Origin of the sequence: Marinifilum flexuosum (assembly GCF_003610555.1) — a bacterium.
Taxonomy (GTDB): domain Bacteria; phylum Bacteroidota; class Bacteroidia; order Bacteroidales; family Marinifilaceae; genus Marinifilum; species Marinifilum flexuosum.
Window position 1 is genome coordinate 277,648 of record NZ_RAPQ01000009.1, and the last position, 19,646, is coordinate 297,293.

Consider the following 19,646-nt stretch of genomic DNA (forward strand, 5'->3'; position numbering starts at 1 on the left):
GGGAATTTCACTTTATAAGCTCATAGGATCATGGTGAGAATACAACACCTGCATTACCTTGTTGAGTAACAGCGAAATTTTCATTACCATTTTGAATAACCTGACCGAAGTGACCATTACCAATTTGCTCTAGGAATGAAGTATTACTGTCACCCCACTGATAAGTCAAACCAGTATTATCATCACCTGTCTGAAGAATGGTAGCACTATTGTACATACCGTCCATTTGTGCAATTACAGCAACATTACGGTCTCCATCTTGCAAGATATCAGCTAAACTTTCTTCTTGATCAAACTGGAATACCCAACCTCTGTTGTCATCACCTCTTTGCTCAACAAAAGCATCTGATTTTTTACCTCCAAATTGCCCAATAAATGAGAAGTTGTGTTCACCTTTTTGGAAGATATCTGCACTATTCTTCTTACCACCAATCTGGTCAATAATAGCAGTATTTCCATGATCTAATTGTTTAATCTTAGCCTTATTCTTTGTACCATAAAGTTGAGAAATATAAGCTGTTTGATGGTCACCTCTTTGAATAACTTTGGCTTTGTCACCAGCACCAAACTTCTGAGTTACGTCAGCAAAATGCTTGTATCCCTTTTGGTGTACATTTACAACACCTCCATACTCATAAATTTGCTCTACAAAAGCATAATTTTTAACCCCAATTTGAGTAGTAGTAGCTACATTATCAGCACCCTTAATCTGAACAGTTCTTGCCTTATTAAACCATCCATCTTGATTAATGTTTGCTGTATTATTAACTCCTTTATACTGGAAAGTAGAAGCCATATTTGCTACACCATTTTGATGGATAAATGCCTTATTTCCTACGCCTTTCTTTTGCAATGCAAAAGCTTTATTAAACGCTCCATGTTGTGAAATATTTGTAACATTACCATATCCACCATACTGGGCAGATTTCGCCATATTAAACCATCCTGTTTGATCAATATGAGCCGAATTAAATTTACCAAACATTTGAAGCGTTTGTGCCATATTCATTACACCACTCTGAATAATTTCAGCATTTGCAAATTTAGTATACCACTGCGAAACAGATGCCTTATTCATGTAACCAAATTGATTAACAAGTGCATTACTTAGCATACCCATTTGAAGTACTGAACTTGAATTTCCAATACCAATTTGCAGTACTCCTGCCATGTTACCGAAAAATCCTTGTGTTACAGTAGAATTATTTCCTAATCCAAATTGAGCAACATAAGCAGAATTTCCTAATCCAAACTGCGCAATTGAAGACATATTTAAAATGCCCATTTGCCATACCATCGCGTCATGGAAAGCTCCCAATTGAGAGATATAAGACATATTGAAAAATCCTAATTGCTCCACAGCAGCACTATTCATCATACCAAATTGCATAATTCTTGAAATATTATGCAATCCAAGTTGATTTACAACTGCATCATTGAAGAATAAAACTTGATCAATATATGATACATTTAATATCCCAGCTTGAGTTACACCTGCTGAATTTAATATACCCAATTGATCGATATATGAAATATTCCACAGTCCGTCTTGGTCAACGTCTGCCATATTCCATAGTCCAACTTGGTCAACATCACTCATGTTGAACCATCCAACTTGAGTTACACCGGCGTTATTACCGAAACCCAATTGGTCTACTGTTGAGTAGTTAACCTGTGCAAATGCAGAAGAAACTGCAAAAACCACAGCAACTACCAGAAATAATAATTTTTTCATGGTTGATTTTTTAAAGGTTTAAAAGTGAAATAAAATCTAGTATAGTATAAAGAGCTCTGATTCGACCAAATGAAGACCACTTATAGCCTTCCTAGATCTTTTATCTAAATTAAAAAAAAGCCTTTCCAAACACCTTTATTTTTACATGAACGAATTATTACCATTGATTAAACCGTATTCTCCACATGCTAATTTTTAAAGAGTCTAAAAAAGCATAAGAAAACTTAAACAAATGTTTAAATTGTCTTAAAATAAACGATAAAAAAAAACCACCAAACTGCATTATTTCAGCAATTTGGCGGTTACTTTTATTATAAATCAATCAAATCAATTCATAAAAATTATGGAGTTACACCAGCATTATATTGAGATACAACAGCAGTATTTCCATTACCAAATTGAGTTACTGTTGACGAATGTCCAAATCCATTTTGGTAAACATCTGCATAATTGTTACTTCCTACCTGAAGAGTAACTGCACTATTATAATCACCAAGTTGATTAGTAACTGCAACATTACCTTGTCCAAATGCCTGAATTGTCATAGCAAAGTTATCATCACCTTCCTGGTTGATTAAAGCATAACTATTATCTGAGTCAAACTGTCCAATAGCAGCTGCATTATCATTTCCTAATTGAATGATTCCTGCAAAAGAATAGTCAGTATATGATTGTTCAATATAAGCTTCGTTAGATTCTCCAATTTGTGCGATACCTGCGAAAGAACCTACACCAAATTCTTGGTAAATCTCAGCATCATTATATTTTCCATCTTGTCCGATATAAGCTTCGTTAAATGCACCTTCAACCTGAGCTATTTCAGCAACATTCTCCTTACCATATTGTTCAATTTCAGCATCATTAAAGAATCCACCTAGTTGTCCTACGTAAGCTTCATTTTCCTTACCATGCTGGTAAATATCAGCAGTATTGAATACACCGAAATATTGCTCAACTAATGCTTCATTTTTCTTACCTCTTTGGTTAATTAATGCCCAGTTCAAAGCACCTTCCATTTGGTAAACTTCTGCATAGTTACGTTTTCCTCTTTGGTTCACGTATGCTAAGTTAGCAAGACCACCTTCTTGAGTTGTAACAGCAACATTCCCCTTACCTCTTTGCATGATGATTGAGTTATTGAACATACCATCATACTGAGCAGCGTAAGCTTCATTATATTTTCCATGCTGATTAACATCAATATTATTCATATAACCACCATATTGTCCGGTATAAGCAAAGTTAGCAAAACCACCTTGGTGAATCATTGTAGAATTTGATTCTCCCCCCCACTGATCAGCGAAAGCAGTATGGAAAGCACCATGTTGAAGAATTTCAACTGAATTGAAAGCACCCATCCACTGGTCTACACTTGCAAAGTTACCAAAGCCATATTGAGCAACTAATGCATAGTTTGCATATGTAGCTTCCTGCAAAATGTTCGCACGGTTCCAAGTTCCCCACTGGCTGATGATTGCATCATCGTACATACCACCAAATTGAGTAATTGAAGCATTGTTTAACCATCCATTTTGATACACGTCAGCATATTCTGCAAAACTAAATATCTGGTTAATGCTAGAAAGATTCCAAACTCCTACTTGATCAACGAATGCCCAGTTGTAATCTCCGAAAAGTTGATTTACATACGAAGCATTATAACCCAATTGTTCAACTTGTGCATAGTTAAACCATCCTAGTTGATATGCGTAAGAAAAGTTAGACATTGCTTGATCTACATAAAGACCATTTCCAAGACCTATTTGAGTTCCATCAGAAATATTCAAGAATCCATTTTGAGTTACCATAGCATTATTGAAAATACCATCCTGATACAAATCACTAATATTAAAGATTCCAGTTTGAGTTACAGTTGCTCCATTAATCCAACCGTATTGTTCAACATTTGAAACGTTAACCTGAGCAAAAGAATAAGCTCCTGTTAATAAAACTGTCGCAAGGACAAATAAAAATTTTTTCATGGTTTGAAATTTTTGGTTTAAAGTGAAATTCAGGTTTCCCTGAGTGAATTGTTTTAATTAATTTAATGCACCATTAAAGTGCGATTTGATGATTTATGTTTTTAATTCAAAAACTAAATTAGAAAGTAATATTGGAAATAAAATGTTAGTTTACATCAAATAGTAAATTTATATGATGAATTATTGAAAGATATTGATCAAATATTACAAAGCTTTTAAAATCAAGCTGTTTTATTAATTTAAATTAAACAAAACCCCACAAGCAAGACACAATCAATATATTACCAGCATCTATTTCAAATAATCAACACATAAAAAAACAGGTTAGAATTTCTTCTAACCTGTTCATAACTTGTTAATATTTTATTCAGTAGGACTCTGCTCTTTTTTAGGTTTTTTCCTAACTTTCTGCTTCCTTACTCTTTTTTTATTATTCTTACTCCAGAGCTTATCAAAGTAAAAATTAAGTCCTATTTTGCCTTCCCAATAATAATCATTGTAATGTCCTTGCTTTAACCCATCAACTTCATCATTGAAAATATAATGGTTCAAGATGGAAAAATTTAATCCAAATCTATCGTTGAATAAAAATTCAATGCCAGCTCCATAAATTGCTTGGGCATGTATGGAATTTGACAGATCAAATGTAAATGCTGATTTATCATGTTCTGAAAATAAACCAACACCACCTTCAACATATGGTGTCCAATCTTTATATGGCAAGAGTCTATATTTTGCTGTTACATCAAGAGAATTAAAGGTTTTTTGAAAATGTTCTGTCGTAGCCAAATCCCCTCTTGTTATACTTGCCTTAAACTGCATAAAAGATTGAGTATCGTACAATAAAGAAACTCCTCCACAGGCTTCCATTTCTGTATGACTATAATCTCCCATATACAGCCATGAACCTCCTTCAATACCAATTCCGAATTTATGACGTCTCTTGCTTATCAATTGATCAAAGAAATCTGACTCTTGATTTTCTTCCTTTTCTTCTACATACCTGGTAATTACATCAGAATTCACCTCTTCTGGATTCTTTAGATCCCACAACCCCTCTATAACACCTTCTATAATAAGAGATTCAACAGCCTTTTCAATTGCTTCCTTCACCGCCATTTCGGATGGTTCATTGTAAGTAAACCCAGTTTCAGCCTCTAAAAGTCTCTTAAATTTCACATATCTAAACAGGCTTGCATCCACCTTTTGAGACAAAATCATTTTTGAAGTATAAACTGTTTTAAGTATTCTACCATTACTCGTAGAAATTGCTCTCAAATATACGGTAACCCTATCCTGACGGTATTGGCCTGAACCTCCAGCTGCAAAATACATTAAACCAGCACCTCCGGTAATTACATTGGCATCATAACTAATAACTCCACCTTCTAAAACAATTCCCGCAAACAATAAAGGTGGTAACAATTGTGATTTATCATCCTTACCAGCATAGTTTGCTCTACTTGATCGAATAATCTTTCTCTCATTCAACAAGTTATTTAGCCCTTCCCTTTCAAGAGGTATAAACCAGCCGGATTCTTCAATTGCCTTTAATAAAATTGAAGTTGTACCCTGAGTTACAGCTGTAGACCAATTTGCTCCCGTCTCAGAAGGTTTATATTGCCCGGTTTGATCTCGGAACTTATATACTGCTGCAACAATTTTCTCACGTGGCTCTGGTAAACCGACCAAATTCTTTCTAACAGGAGTCTCTGCTCCAATTTCTGCTCGCTGTTCCGTTAATGGTTGATTAAAGTAAGGTACACATCCACTGAAAATAAAAGTTGCCAGCAGATAAAATGGTATAAATCTTTTCATATAGAGAGATTTAAAGAGGTATAATGATTAGTGGTAATTTTTAATAACTAGGAATGACGACATTGGTGTAGTTTCCATTCCGTATATCCTGAATATTAACGGTAACACCACTCGCATCTTCCATAATATCTACTTTATAGCTCCCCAAATTATAACTTCCTGTCTCTAAATCTCCTCCTTCACCAAAAATTTGATTCACCAACCTACTTGATAACTGATTCAATATCTGTCTATTTAAATTAGTTTCAAAATCATCAAGGGGATCAGTCTGATAACCATCCTGCGCAGTAGGATCCTCGATTCTATCTTGCTGCTTTGCCGAGTTTATCAACCAATTGTAATTGTATGGATTACCACCAAAATTTGAATTTATTGGAGTATAAACAAAATCCTGCGCCATTACTCCAATAGGTTGGGCCAGAGAAAATACAGCGACTATGATTATTGCTTTTAAATATTTCATGGTGTATTTATTTTAAGGTTAAAAAATACCCGAACCTGATTGATCATCTCCATCAAGTTGAGATTTCATTCTTTCGTAATTGCTTAAATATCTAGTGGTTTTATATATTGCATAGTTTGACATTTGTTCCATAATATCGTTACGCGGCTGCACCCTCTGCTTAAACACCTCTTCATCATTAACTAATATTGTAATTTGAGTTGCCAATCCAGGCAATACCATTTCCTTTATGGTAATTGTAAAGTTTTTCGCATTTTTGGGTGCATTCCAGGTTGCATAAAACATATCAAAAAAATCCCGACCTACTTTTGATATGGTCTCATCCATAATTAACCCATCGATTTCCATATCAAGTTCTGCTGACTCTGTACTTGAATTATTTTGTACAGCACTATTTAAAGCATCCTTTAATATTTTTAAAGTTCGCAAAGAATCTCTCTCTTTATTAGTTTGCTGTGCATGAACCGAAAACGAACAACAAAATAGCAAAGCAACCAATATCAAAAAAGTAATTCTTCGTAACGAACCTAACATTCTAAACACTATATAATCAGCCTTCTTCACAATATATAAATATATAGTTTCTAATTTTAAATTCATAAAGTTTTACACCACATTACACCACTCTTAAGAAATCTTAACTTTTGTTAACCAGTTAATTAAACTTAAACAGATAAATATAATTCTTTGACAATTGGTCATTTTTCATCCATTAAAATTTCGGACATCGAATTGCCCTAATCCTTCTCTTCTTTCTAAAATAGTGTGATCCTGAACAAGATGTGCGAGATTTTCCTAATAAATATGTTAGGGAAATCTCATGAGCTCCTGAGTTGGTTTTAACCAATTTTGATACTACATAGTCATATGAATAGCCTATTCTTAATCTGTCTGTTTGATATCCTAAAAGCACAATAAACGCATCAAAATCAAACGATAAATTTTGTCTAAACCAAGTACCAACAACCCAATTAGTTCTGGAAAAATACAATCCATAGTTAATTTGCTCAAAATCTTGCTGCTTTTGATACAAAATATTTGGTGAAATCATAAAATCACTTTTCATTAAACCTCTTGAGTATCCAATGGGAATTGCTGCTCCTGCATGAACAGTATACTTCCTTGGCAAAACAGCTGAATTGTTATCACTATCAAATGCTTCATCGGGTTCAGATAAATGATCAGCAACTGCTCCCAGGTAAAAGTTTTTATAATTTGCCACTATCCCAAGTGAAAAATCAATATAAGAATGAGATAAACTACCTGGCTGTATTTCTCTTCCTGGATATATTACTCCATACAAAGGATCAATCATATCTGAAAAAACCAGAGATTCCCAATCCAACTTTCTTTGTACATATGTAGCTTTAAGACCAGTATTCACTGAAAAATTTCTATTTATATTAAGGGAGTACGAATACATACCTGAAGCCATAGTAGTTTTAATTGCTCCATCTCCTTGATTATCCTGAATTAGCAAAAGTCCTAATCCACCATGCATAATATCAACATACTGATCGTAAGAAGCCGTATAAGTTATAAAAGGCTTATTGTTTTGCGGCCATTGATTTCGATAGGACAATGAAGCAACTGGAGCAAATTCTGATCCTGCTAAAGCCGGATTTAAGTACAAACGATTGGCATAGAATTGAGAGAATTCAATATCCTGCGCTTTGACATTCTGCGAAAGCACAATCAAAATGATGATATGAACAATTCTCCATTTTTTCATCTTACCTTATTAAAGATACAGAGCCATCTTGCTTTGACTTCCCATTAATAATAAGAGTCCATACATAAACTCCAGTGTTTACAAGTTTCCCTTTATAGGTTCCATCCCACCCCACTCCTAAATCAGTAAATTCATAAATCATTTCCCCCCAACGGTTGTAGATATACATTTCAATTTCTTCTCCTACTATATCGCCAGTAATTACCGGACCAAATGTATCATTCAACCCATCGCCATTAGGTGTAAATGCATTGGGGACAAAAATTCTATATCGATCAACATATACCATAATGTCATCTTCACCCACACATCCATTGAAATCAGTAAATATTAATGTGTAGTTTCCTTCTTCAGTTACTGTATAAGTGGATGATGTGACTCCATCTTGCCACAAGTAAGTACCGGGTAAAAATCTTATTTCAATTGCTGGAGCTAAAACTTTGCTCTCTGTATAAAAAATGGTTGTATCCGCACCTAAATCAAAAGTAGGTCTATCATGAACAGTAAAATTAACCGTTGAAGTATTTTCACACATACCATCAGTAACCTGAGTATACAAATCCAAATTATTGCCTATCTGATATGATAAAGGATTATTTACCGCATCAGATAAATCTACATCCTGAAACCATGATATAATTGAACCCAAACTAGATACCCTTACATCTAAATCTGACAAATTATAATTGTTTACCACACCTCCTCCAGCTTCATTTTCGCAAAGCTCAATGTTTAGATCATTCGCAACTGGCAAAGGATTTACAAAAAAGTTTAATCTTGCAGTATTTTCACAACTATTACTATTAGTTACCAATGCGTAATAAGCACTTTGATTATTAACAATTTGGTTAGCTGGATCATTTACAGGTATAGTTAAGCGGTCATCCTCATACCACTGAATTGTAGCATTAGGATCCTGACTTAATGAACCTTCAAAATCTGTAAGATTAATATTACCAATAGTAGAACTGCCAAATATTTCCTCACATAGATTTTCTGTTACCGTTGTGGTTTCAGGCAAAGCTGTAATTGTAAAATCAAGTTCTCCAAAACTTTCACAGGTTCCATCCCAAACACGGGCATAGAAAATATCCCCATCGGAAACCTGCACATTGCTTGGATTCAATATCGCATTTGTATGTAATGCATCAGAATACCAAACTAAAGATATATCTGGACTTGTACTGATGTTACTCTCATAAATTCTTAGGTCTTCACCATTAACAACTCCTGTATTAAAATTATCTTCACAAAGAGCTACAGAATAATTCTGAGCCTGAGGAAGGGAGTTAATTGTAAAATTTATCTGCCCCACATTACTTTCCACTCCAAAACTTACTCTTACAAAGAAATCATCAGCATTACTAACACTTATATTTGCTGGATTTGATACGGGAAGAGTTAAACCAGAATCGAAAAACCATTCTTTTACGGTTCCGGGGTCATTATTCACAGCAGGTTCCAATTGAGTTAAGTTATAACCTATAACTGTTCCTGATCCTTGAGTATCTTCACAAAGTTGAATTTGCAGGTCATTAGCTTCCGGTAACTGTCTTACATTAAATGTAACACTTCCATTATCTGAACAATTAGCATCTTGCACTAAAGCATAAAAAACATCATTATCAGCAGCACTAACATTATCAGGTGTCAAAACTGCATTTGTCAGACCTATGTCTGTAAACCAAGTGACGGAGGAGGTACTTCCTCCATTTACACTCGAATTATAGTTCAAAAGATTTATTCCTGTTGTCAAGCCCGTTCCGAAGCTATCTTCCCAAACATCAACAACAATATCTAATGCTGTAGGTAAAGCATTTACCGTATAGGTTACTACTGCAACATTTGTATTTAAACCATCATCAACAGCGGCAAAAAATCTAACACCATTTGTAGCATTCACACTTGTTGGGTCAGGAATAGAATTTGTTGGTAACCCATTGGGCTCGGTTGGCCAATCAAAAAACCATGTAAATGTATCGCCATTCCCCTCATTAATTTGATTTTCAAGCAAACTTAAATCTACAGATGCACTACCACTTGCAGCAACATCTTCACATACTTCAGGAAAAACACCTCTGGCAACAGGAGTGTTTAAAACTGAAAATTGAACTGTAGCAATATTTGAACAACTTGCATTGAAAACCAGAACGTAAAAGATATCTCCATCCATCACGTCCTGTGAACTAGGATTCGGAACCAAATTGCTTAATCCAGAATCGAAGTACCATTCCACATTTACAGGCTGACCTCCAGTTATGGCATTATTATGCGTTGTTAAATCAACCGCCGTCGCCATCATTGATCCCGGAACATCTTCAAACTCCGTAATGTTTTGGTTATTTGCAATGGGCAATGGCAATACCGAGTAGGTAACAATAGCAGTGTTAGACTCACCTCCACTCTCAACTAAAACATGAAACTGTTGCCCATCACTAACAGTAGCATTTGTAGGATCTGTTACCAAAACCGTAAGCCCTGCATCATCATACCAAGTAACGGCACTTGTTGTTGCACCATTAATGGCTCCGTTCAATGCAGTTAAATCGATATTTGAAGCAAGTCCACTGCCAACTACATCCTCACAAACACTAATATTCTGATCATTCGCTATAGGAGATGAACGCACAACAAACTCAACACTTCCACGATTTGTACAGTTACCATTATCGATAAATGCATAAAAAACATCTCCATCACTTACTGTAATATTTTCAGGACCTGAAACCAAATTTACAAATGCTGCATCTTCATACCAAACAACTGGATCTCCACTAGAAACAGCATTATCATAAGAAGTTAGATCAACACCTGATGCTGTTCCACTTCCAAAAGTATCCTCCCACAACTGAATTGTTATGTCATTGCCTTCGGGCAAATTTTCAATTGTATACGTTACTGTCGCAACACTTGAACCTGTTGAAGTAGACACCTCAGCATAAAACACTTCTCCATTGGAAACCGTTCTATTAGATGGATTGGTAACTGGCTTGGTCAACCCAACATCATGGAACCAGGTAACAGGCAATGCATTTCCATTTGTAATTAAATTATCTAGCTGAGTTAAATCAATATTCGAAGCAATTCCGGAATTATAATTATCCTCACAAACTACAGGGTTTTGATCTACAGCCTGGGGCAAAGCATTCACAGTTACGGTTACTACCGCTACATTAGTACAATTTCCATCAACTACTTGTACCCAAAATTGCTGACCATTTGTGGCACTTACATTAGTAGGATCAGGAACAACAGTTGCTAAAGCACCATCAGAGTACCATGCATAAGTAATACCTGCACCTCCATTTGTTGCTGTTTCAAGTGCGGTAAGATCAATTCCTGAAGCTACACCACCACCAATCACATCTTCCCACACCGAAATAGTTTGATCATTAGCCCTTGGCAATGCATTTATAATAATAGACTGTGTTACATTATCGGTGCCTCCCGAAATTAAATTTACCTCTAAATTAACATCGTAAGTACCCGAAGCAGGAAAAACATGTGTCACCGTAAACGGATTTACATTACTTGTTTGTGAGGTTCCATCTCCAAAATCCCAGGTTGCACTTGCAATGTTGGTTAAATCGGAAGTAATGTTAAATTCTGTACCATCGCCCTCACAGTCGAATTGATACGCAAATTCCAGACTAAAAATACTGGTAACAAAATTGGGTAAACCTAACCAGCACCTTCTTCCTGACAAATTTTTCGAGTCTGCCGCAAAATTACTTCCTGCTCCAGCAACATCCGGATTGTTAATCACATCCAAATTTAAACTCCCACCTGTTGCTGAATTATTTGTTTTGGCTAAATATATTCTATTATCCGGTGCCAATTGCAGTGCACCATAATACCAGGCACCACTTCCAATTAGTTGTGCAGAACTATTAATAGTAGCCTGATTATTGGATGAAATATTGAACTGATACAGTTCGCCAAGAGTATACAAACTTACATACAAAAATTCACCTGATGGAGAAAATTCCACACCATAAGGTGAAGTATAACTACTGATCTGTATTGGATTTGACACCTGTCCGGTAGAAGAATTAAAATCAAATAATTCCACCATATTTTCTGTATATATTGCAACAGCAAGCTTGTTCCCATTGGGTGAAGTTTTCATATAACCAATAGAAGATCTTCTGTCAGAATTATGCACTATACCTACGGAACTAGTAACGGCAGCGGCCAAACCTGCTGCACTTAATTGATAAGCTAAAAATCGTCTATTCCCCCACTCATGAGTCAGCACCCAAAAATCAGTACCATTTGCATGTTTTACTGCTGTAACCTTTTCACAAACTTCATTCCTAAACACTACAACGTTTTTGGTCGTAACTTGTCCTAAACCACCATTCATTGACATATCCACAATTGAATATCTCAAACCATTTCTTAAAACATTTTGATGAGCATCAACAGTAAAAATGTAATACAACACACTGCTACCTGGTTGCTGCACAATAATAGAAGATTGAGTTGCAGATACATTTCCATCCAATCCATCTCCATTTGCCATTACAGCGTGATTTTTATTATACACCGTTATTCCATCAGTATAAAATAAAAGATCGCCCTGAGCATTGCAAACAGTTGCACATCCCTCTTCCGTATCTAATGCTCCATCAGTTAATGGTGCCGCAGGGTCAACATTAAAATTCAAACCTGCATTTTCGCCAAAATACCATACCCCGGCACGTCCTTGGGCAAATATTTCAGAAAAAGAAGAAAGTACTAAAACTACAACTACTATGTATGCCTTTAGCTTCATAGAACAAATTTAAAAGCTTGTTTACCTTTACTTAAACTTTGATTATCTTTCACTTACACTCAATTTACAAAATAATAATGTTCATAACACAACAAAAACCAATTAAAAAAATCAGGTAATAATTTCAATATTTCGAAGCTATTCCTGATTTTTAATATTAGTTAAACGACTACGACTAAAAAAATTAGCTTAGTCCTAAATAATCAAATAGTTTTGATTTAACATTAGCAGTTAGAGGTCTCTTTCCGTTAAGAATGTATGACAAGTAAACATCTGTTATTCCAATAATTTTGGCTACTTTTTTCTTCTTGTCATCAAGAATTCTAAGTCTCTCTTTAATTCTTACCAAATCGTCTTGAACTTCTTGTGTCATAACTGTTGTTTTAAAATGAATAGAATTGAGTAATAAGGTTTGTTTCTTTCTTTTCGATTAACCGGATGAGAAGTAGGCAAACTGCCTACTCCCACACCTAGCTAATTTTCTGCAAATTTTAACCAAATCATGGTTAGGTTTTAAAGTGAATAGAGCAATTAGTTCGGACTATAATCCAATCCGGAACCAATAGCTTTTTTAAGGTCAAACAATCTTAATTGCTTTTGCAACAGATCGTAATTTGTATATAAAGTTTTACGGTTTCCAATTTTTGAACTCTGTTCCTCTCGATCAACAGTAATAACAACTTTTGTTTTCTTAAAATTATCATTAATGTATTTTAGCATTTCTAAATTAGATAGTGCTTTAAGAGGAATAATTACCAGATCAATAGATGTATGATTAAGAATAACTTCAGTTTCCAATGGATCATCAGCAAAATAAGCCTGCGCATCCAAACTGTGAATATATTCTTTCAATTCACCTATTAGCGATCTGTTCTCTTTTATAAATAAAATATTCATTGCCATTCCTGATGAAGGAAGAATTTTAAAACTATCACCTTCCAATATTAAAACACCCATATCAATTAGATATTAGAACGTATTTTTACATTCAATTAAAATACCAAAAGACCTACTGCGTTGATTATGTGCACGTTAATATTCTCACAACTTCTTTTTAAGGTATTAGCAAATATCCACATTCGGATATAAATGTTTAAGAATAGTAAAACAGAATACTAAAAGCCTGCTATTCTAGCACATACATTTTTCTCAATAGTTTTATCCAATTTCGGACATCATTTTTTGGTTAATACCAGTAGTTTTATGAATAGCTTGATTTTATTGATTTTACAATTTAAGAAGGTCTTCAAAAAGTGGATATATCCGAAAATGGATGTAAAAAAAATCTGGAATAATCCAGATTTTCACTTTTCTATTTTGTATTTTTTGATTCGCCGATCCAATGACTGCCAGGTGATATTTAATAAATCTGCAGCCTTAGATTTATTATAATTCGAACGCTCTAAAGCCTTTAGAATACAGTTCTTCTCTACCAGTTCCAAATCTAAAATTTCTTCAGAAGGATAATGGTAATGATCAGAATAATTTTCCTTAATCTCATTAAGCTGAAAATGGGACAATCCAAGTTTATTGGTATCGCAAATAATAACTGCTCTTTCAACCATATTTTTCAACTCTCTCACATTTCCAGGAAATTCATAGGCCAATAACTTTCTAACCACTACTTCATCTACTTCATTAATATTTTTAGCCATTATCCTATTAAAATACTTCACAAAATAATCCAATAACAAAGGAATATCTTCCTTTCTATTACGTAATGGCTCTAAATGAATTACAAAAGAACTTATCCTGTGATACAAATCTAAACGAAAACCCTTTTCAGTACTTAGTTCTTCTAAATTTTGGTTGGTTGCAGCGATAATTCGTGTATCAAATGGAATTTCAATATTAGAACCTACTTTTCTAATCTTTCGGTCTTCAAGAACACGCAAAAACTTTGTTTGTAGATTTAACTGCATATCTCCAATCTCATCCAAAAAAAGTGTTCCTTTATTTGCTGCCTCAAACCACCCTGTTTTGGTATCAGAAGCTCCCGTAAAAGCTCCTTTGGTATGTCCAAAAAATTCACTTTCAAACAAAGTTTCAGGAATTGCACTACAATTCACCGCATAGAAACAATTTTCTTTTCTACTGCTCAAATAATGAATCGCCCTAGCAACCAACTCCTTACCGGTACCACTCTCTCCTGTTATTAAGACTGATGTATTCTCTGTTTTAGCAACCTTACCAATTAAATTTATGAGATTTTTCATATGGCGACTTTCACCTACAATTTCGTAGCCCATCGCCTCGTAAAATTCTTTCGATATGATTGAATAGTTTCTTTTTACTTCCTGCAAACTCTTATTCAGATTCACAAATTTCTTTGTTCGCTCAATGGAATGTTCAACATCTCTCAAACGGAACGGTTTCGTGAAAAAATCAGAAGCACCAAGTCTCATAGAATGAATCACCGAATCCATTTCACTATAACCACTAATCATGATTACTTCGATATCTGAATGCTCCTTCTTTATCCTCTCAAGAACATCCAAACCACTCATTTCAGGCAAATTAACATCAACTATAGCAATATGTACCTCATTACGGTTCATAATCTCAAAAGCTTCAGAAGGCGTACTGGCTTTAAAAATTTGAAAATTTGGATCAATAAGAAACTCGCTCAGCTCATCACGAACCAATTGCTCATCATCTAAAATCAGAATTCTAAGATTACTTACTGAAATCATAGTGGTTGTATAGTGTTAACTTTCCTTAAAATATACCTATTTTTTCTCTATCATTTGCTCAAATGGAAAAATTAATTTCATTTCTGTGTACTGATTTTTCTTACTACGAACTTTAATTTCTCCATTCATTTTCTGCACAATATTCTTACTTACATACAAACTCAATCCTGAATTCGTTTTCTCTTGTTTTGTAGAATAGAAAGGTTCAAAAATGGAATTCAAATTCTTTGGATCTATTCCTTCTCCAAAATCCTTAATCGACACAACCACCTCATTTTCTACAAGTTTTGTCTTTACTTGAATTTTATCTTCCATACTTTCATTGGAATGACTTCTTTTCAGCTTTTCACCTATCGATTCATATGAATTATTCAAAATATCGACAATAACTTTCTGCAGTTTGTACTTGTTTCCACATATATAAAGCGAATCAGGATCAACTTTTAATTGAATATCAACATTAGAGTTTTTGTATTGCTTTTTCATTAAGTTAACAGCATCGTGAACAACATTATTTACATTCACCGATGCATTACAACTTTCATTTTGCGATGAATTAAAAATACTAATCTGAGATAGGTAAATTTTTATTCTATCAATATCCTTAAATACCTGCTGGCACTTCTCTTCAATATATTTCTTATCAATTATATCTTTAGATAACCTCAGCAAAACATTATCTATAATCATTGATATTCCAGAAAGTGGCTGATTGATTTCATTGACCACACTACTTGCCATTTTCCCTAAAGATTCGAGTTCGGATTTTTGAGTTAGCAGTTGATTTTGATACTCATTAACCAATAGTTCATGATTAATCTTTTTCTGCATTTCTGATGCATTCCGCTCAAGTTCTTTTTCATGTACTTTTAAATCTGAAATAACAGATTGATATTTATTCTCGATAATCCCTTCTCCATTAGGTTTAGGCAATTCATTCATCAACAAACGAATTCCTCGTCCATTGTATAAAAAAGCAATTAGAATTACCTTCTTCAAATTCCCATTCTTGGATTGAAGATTAATAACATCAAAAACAAAATCTCTCTTTTTTTCTCTAAAATTCAATAGCTCTTCCGCTTTATCCATAAAAGGCTTAGGAATAAAATTAAAGAAACTTACATTAGTCGTTTTTTCCAGTTCACTACATTCCAACAACTTGCAACCAAAATCATTGATATAAACGATCTCATTATTTTCATTCAATTCAACAAAAGCTTTATCTTGATACTCTTCTCTATCAAAAGCGAGACTATTTTTTAGAGTTGTTTCCATCTCAACATCTTCTGTCACATCCCAAGCAACTCCCGTATAAATGAGCACATCCAATTTCGAGTTATACTCAGTATTCATTTCAAGATGGATATGTCTTATTTTCTTATCCTTTGTAATTATTCTATGCTTTAGCTCAAGCTTTTGATTTTCTTTTACCCTAATATTTAACACCTTATCAAAGGTCAATAAATCCTCAGGATGAAACTTTTCTTTTATACACTCTAATACATTATCAATCTCCTTATCAGAAATTTCATAAATACGATAAAATTCTGTCGATCCTCGAAGTATATTTGTATAAGAATCCCATTCAAAACTCCCTACTCGTGCTAGTTTCTGAATCTTACGAATCATCAACTCCTTCTTTATCAACGAATCCTTCAAGAGTTTTTTATCTGAAACATCTCTACCAACAATATGATAGTACATTTCATTAAATTCCATTTGCTTAAAAACGGTCCATTCTATCCATTTTTGTTCCAACAGGTGATTCTTTATCGGCTTTTCTAAAATAATCGACTGACTCTTGCCATTCATTTGTTTAATGGCTACTGATATTTGATCTGAAAGTTCACTATTGATATCTGCAACGGAATTAACCGATACCCCATCTAAAGAGTAACTAAAAAAATCTGTAAATGCCTTATTTGCAAACTCTATCTTAAGTGAATCGTTAATTTTAAGAATCAACTCACTCTGTCCTTCAATAATGGTTCTGTAATTGCTTGCAAGGTTTTTAAGCCGGTTTTCAAAAAGCTCTTTATCTCTTAATGCAAGGTTCAACTTCACATTTTGATCTTCCTTCTGTTTTCTATTATTATACAGATCCAAAAAGATATTTACCTTGTTTTTTAAAATTGTTGAATTGAAAGGCTTCATGATAAAATCAACACAACCACAATCGTAACCTCTTTGTTCACTTTCTTTATCAAGATAAAAAGCGGTTATATAAATAATTGGAGTTTCTGCATTCTTTATTCCAGATCTGATTTTCTCAGCAAGAGCAAAACCATCAATTTGTGGCATTTGAATATCAAGAAGAATTAAGGCATATTCTTTCTCTTCTATTTTTCGGATAGCATCTAACGGAGATTGAATCAACTCTAATTTTGTATCTAATTTTCCCAATACGGCACCTATTAGATCCAAATTCTCCAATCTATCATCCACAACCAATACTTCCGGAGTAAAATTAAATCCCATACGCTACTGATTAATCTTAACTAAAACCATTTATAGAAAAAAAAGACCCTAAACTGGGCATTTCTTTAGTTATTCCATAATTCTTTGTTTAATCAAAATTAAAACGAATACACCTAAAAATCAATGCTATTGTGATTAACCATGCTTAAAACTCCTTGAGAAGTACAAAAATCTTGGTCAACTATCCGAAAATGGCTATTAAGTTTTTCAACTAAATCCCTAAATAAGAGCACAAAGAGCTCCCTCAAGTGTTAAGTATTTATACTCGAACCCCTCTTTTTTCAGGCGATTCGGAAGAATAGTTTGTCCATTTAACAGAACGGTAGAAGCTTCACCAAGTAATAATCTCAAAATGAAGGATGGAATATGACAAAACGCCGGACGATTTAATGTTTTTGCCATCATTTTTGTGAAGTAAGCATTATTGACTCTTTCTGGTGCAACCAAGTTGTATATTCCTTTGGTTTTTTCATTAATCACAAAACCATACACCTTTATCAAATCATCAACATGAATAAACGGAAACTGTTGCTTACCAGATCCCAAACGACCACCAATACCTAGTTTAAAAAACGGCAATGATTTTTGAATGATTCCTCCATGTTTACTTAAAACCACTCCTAGTCTAAAAATTACTGTTGCTACATCCAGTTTTTGCATTTGCATTGCTGCCTGTTCCCATTCAATACAAACTTTACCTAAGAAATCATGAAAATATTCTTCACTTTCCTCTGAATGCTCATTGAGACTCGAATATATTCCAACAGCAGATGTACAAATAAATTGCTCTGGCTTATTTTTTAACAAGGCAACTGCTTTACACAGATTTTTAGTCGTTTCCACCCGACTATCACGAATTATTTTTTTTCTATTGTTAGTCCACCTAGAAAGTATTGAGGCACCTGAGAGATGAATAATTACATTTGCACCATCAAGAAGATTAGCCAAAGATTTCACATCTCCATACAATCTCTCTCTGGGAATCTTTACAATCTCGGCTCTAAATTCAGTTTGTAAAAAATCACACAAATGTGAGCCTACCAATCCATTACTTCCTGATATTGCAATTTTCATCTGCTTTGATTTCAAATGATTTCAGGTAATCATCAGGATTTAGATGAATTGATTCAAACGATAAATCCAGAATAATCTCCTGCTAAAAATTTCTTCAAATCGGCACCTGTAATTCGTACTTTAATATTTCCTCCCATAATATATGAGATATTCCCTGTTTCCTCAGAAACTGTTATCACATGTGAATCTGTTGCCTGACTCATTCCAATGGCTGCACGATGTCGTAAACCTAAACTTCCAGGAATATTAGTACTATCTGTAACCGGCAAAATACAGCGAGCTGCAAGAATTCTATTATTGGCAATAATTACTGCTCCATCATGCAAAGGAGAGTTTTTAAAGAATATTGACTCTAACAAGGTTCCAGAAACTCTTGAATTTACAATCTTTCCTGTATCAGCGTAAGCCTGTAAGTCGGAATTTTTCGCAATTACAATTAAAGCACCTGTTTTCGATTTAGACATGTGTTCGCATGCTGTAACAATAGAGGCAATTTCCTGTTCTTGAAAACCAACCTCATCCTTTGTAAACCAATTCTCTAAACTAAATTTCTGATTTACATTATATCGTGAGCCTAATATCAGCAAAAATTTCCTGATTTCCTGCTGAAAAACAATAATCAATGCAATCACTCCAACTCCAATAAATTGTCCGAGAATACTACTCAGCAATTCCATATTTAGAGCACGTACAAGAAGCCACATGAGATAAAACAAGAATAATCCTACGAAAATATTAATAGCAACTGTTCCGCGAATCAGAAGATAAACTTGATACAAAAGAAAAGCTACCAAAAGAATATCCAGAATATCGAAAAGCCCAAGAGTGATAAAAGCAGTGATCATTATATATTTAAATTCGGTCTATTAACAAAATTACAATTTTATATCAATA

At 34.1% G+C, this 19,646-nt stretch carries 13 protein-coding genes; all 13 read right to left on the minus strand.

The window, feature by feature from the left end; genetic code table 11:
* Positions 1-28: 28 nt before the first annotated feature.
* Positions 29-1,735, minus strand: coding sequence for a hypothetical protein (locus BXY64_RS11060; RefSeq protein ID WP_120240029.1), 1,707 nt, complete (start codon positions 1,733-1,735; stop codon positions 29-31).
* A gap of 341 nt (positions 1,736-2,076) precedes the next feature.
* Positions 2,077-3,717: a hypothetical protein gene (locus BXY64_RS11065; protein WP_120240514.1), complete on the minus strand. Its 1,641-nt coding sequence runs from the start codon at positions 3,715-3,717 to the stop codon at positions 2,077-2,079.
* A 363-nt stretch (positions 3,718-4,080) separates the two neighbouring features.
* Positions 4,081-5,535: a CsgG/HfaB family protein gene (locus BXY64_RS11070; RefSeq protein ID WP_120240030.1), complete on the minus strand. Its 1,455-nt coding sequence runs from the start codon at positions 5,533-5,535 to the stop codon at positions 4,081-4,083.
* Between the two features lie 40 nt (positions 5,536-5,575).
* Positions 5,576-5,998: a curli production assembly/transport component CsgF gene (locus BXY64_RS11075; protein WP_120240031.1), complete on the minus strand. Its 423-nt coding sequence runs from the start codon at positions 5,996-5,998 to the stop codon at positions 5,576-5,578.
* A gap of 18 nt (positions 5,999-6,016) precedes the next feature.
* Positions 6,017-6,598: a CsgE family curli-type amyloid fiber assembly protein gene (locus BXY64_RS11080; RefSeq protein WP_120240032.1), complete on the minus strand. Its 582-nt coding sequence runs from the start codon at positions 6,596-6,598 to the stop codon at positions 6,017-6,019.
* 112 nt (positions 6,599-6,710) lie between these two features.
* Entirely contained in the window at positions 6,711-7,730 is a 1,020-nt protein-coding gene (locus BXY64_RS11085) for a PorP/SprF family type IX secretion system membrane protein (protein WP_120240033.1), read from the minus strand.
* A gap of 1 nt (position 7,731) precedes the next feature.
* Positions 7,732-12,507, minus strand: a complete 4,776-nt coding sequence (locus tag BXY64_RS11090; RefSeq protein WP_120240034.1) for a T9SS type B sorting domain-containing protein — start codon at positions 12,505-12,507, stop codon at positions 7,732-7,734.
* Positions 12,508-12,691: 184 nt separating this feature from the next.
* Positions 12,692-12,880 carry a helix-turn-helix domain-containing protein gene (locus tag BXY64_RS11095; RefSeq protein ID WP_054720643.1) on the minus strand — a complete coding sequence of 63 codons (189 nt, stop codon included), beginning with the start codon at positions 12,878-12,880 and terminating at the stop codon, positions 12,692-12,694.
* Between the two features lie 158 nt (positions 12,881-13,038).
* Positions 13,039-13,464 (minus strand): hypothetical protein, encoded by a 426-nt coding sequence (locus tag BXY64_RS11100; RefSeq protein WP_120240035.1) that lies wholly within the window; start codon positions 13,462-13,464, stop codon positions 13,039-13,041.
* 347 nt (positions 13,465-13,811) lie between these two features.
* Positions 13,812-15,200 carry a sigma-54-dependent transcriptional regulator gene (locus BXY64_RS11105; RefSeq protein ID WP_120240036.1) on the minus strand — a complete coding sequence of 463 codons (1,389 nt, stop codon included), beginning with the start codon at positions 15,198-15,200 and terminating at the stop codon, positions 13,812-13,814.
* Between the two features lie 36 nt (positions 15,201-15,236).
* Positions 15,237-17,678, minus strand: a complete 2,442-nt coding sequence (locus BXY64_RS11110) for a hybrid sensor histidine kinase/response regulator (protein ID WP_120240037.1) — start codon at positions 17,676-17,678, stop codon at positions 15,237-15,239.
* A gap of 219 nt (positions 17,679-17,897) precedes the next feature.
* Complete coding sequence (locus BXY64_RS11115; protein ID WP_120240038.1) at positions 17,898-18,752, minus strand: TIGR01777 family oxidoreductase; 855 nt, start codon at positions 18,750-18,752, stop codon at positions 17,898-17,900.
* A 53-nt stretch (positions 18,753-18,805) separates the two neighbouring features.
* Positions 18,806-19,597 carry a diadenylate cyclase CdaA gene (gene cdaA / locus BXY64_RS11120; protein ID WP_120240039.1) on the minus strand — a complete coding sequence of 264 codons (792 nt, stop codon included), beginning with the start codon at positions 19,595-19,597 and terminating at the stop codon, positions 18,806-18,808.
* Positions 19,598-19,646: the final 49 nt, after the last annotated feature.

Bases quoted from the DNA above. Each gene is read 5' to 3' on its own strand.
- BXY64_RS11060 (WP_120240029.1), bottom strand. From the start codon at position 1,735: ATGAAAAAATTATTATTTCTGGTAGTTGCTGTGGTTTTTGCAGTTTCT.
- BXY64_RS11065 (WP_120240514.1), bottom strand. From the start codon at position 3,717: ATGAAAAAATTTTTATTTGTCCTTGCGACAGTTTTATTAACAGGAGCT.
- BXY64_RS11070 (WP_120240030.1), bottom strand. From the start codon at position 5,535: ATGAAAAGATTTATACCATTTTATCTGCTGGCAACTTTTATTTTCAGT.
- BXY64_RS11075 (WP_120240031.1), bottom strand. From the start codon at position 5,998: ATGAAATATTTAAAAGCAATAATCATAGTCGCTGTATTTTCTCTGGCC.
- BXY64_RS11080 (WP_120240032.1), bottom strand. From the start codon at position 6,598: ATGAATTTAAAATTAGAAACTATATATTTATATATTGTGAAGAAGGCT.
- BXY64_RS11085 (WP_120240033.1), bottom strand. From the start codon at position 7,730: ATGAAAAAATGGAGAATTGTTCATATCATCATTTTGATTGTGCTTTCG.
- BXY64_RS11090 (WP_120240034.1), bottom strand. From the start codon at position 12,507: ATGAAGCTAAAGGCATACATAGTAGTTGTAGTTTTAGTACTTTCTTCT.
- BXY64_RS11095 (WP_054720643.1), bottom strand. From the start codon at position 12,880: ATGACACAAGAAGTTCAAGACGATTTGGTAAGAATTAAAGAGAGACTT.
- BXY64_RS11100 (WP_120240035.1), bottom strand. From the start codon at position 13,464: ATGGGTGTTTTAATATTGGAAGGTGATAGTTTTAAAATTCTTCCTTCA.
- BXY64_RS11105 (WP_120240036.1), bottom strand. From the start codon at position 15,200: ATGATTTCAGTAAGTAATCTTAGAATTCTGATTTTAGATGATGAGCAA.
- BXY64_RS11110 (WP_120240037.1), bottom strand. From the start codon at position 17,678: ATGGGATTTAATTTTACTCCGGAAGTATTGGTTGTGGATGATAGATTG.
- BXY64_RS11115 (WP_120240038.1), bottom strand. From the start codon at position 18,752: ATGAAAATTGCAATATCAGGAAGTAATGGATTGGTAGGCTCACATTTG.
- cdaA (WP_120240039.1), bottom strand. From the start codon at position 19,597: ATGATCACTGCTTTTATCACTCTTGGGCTTTTCGATATTCTGGATATT.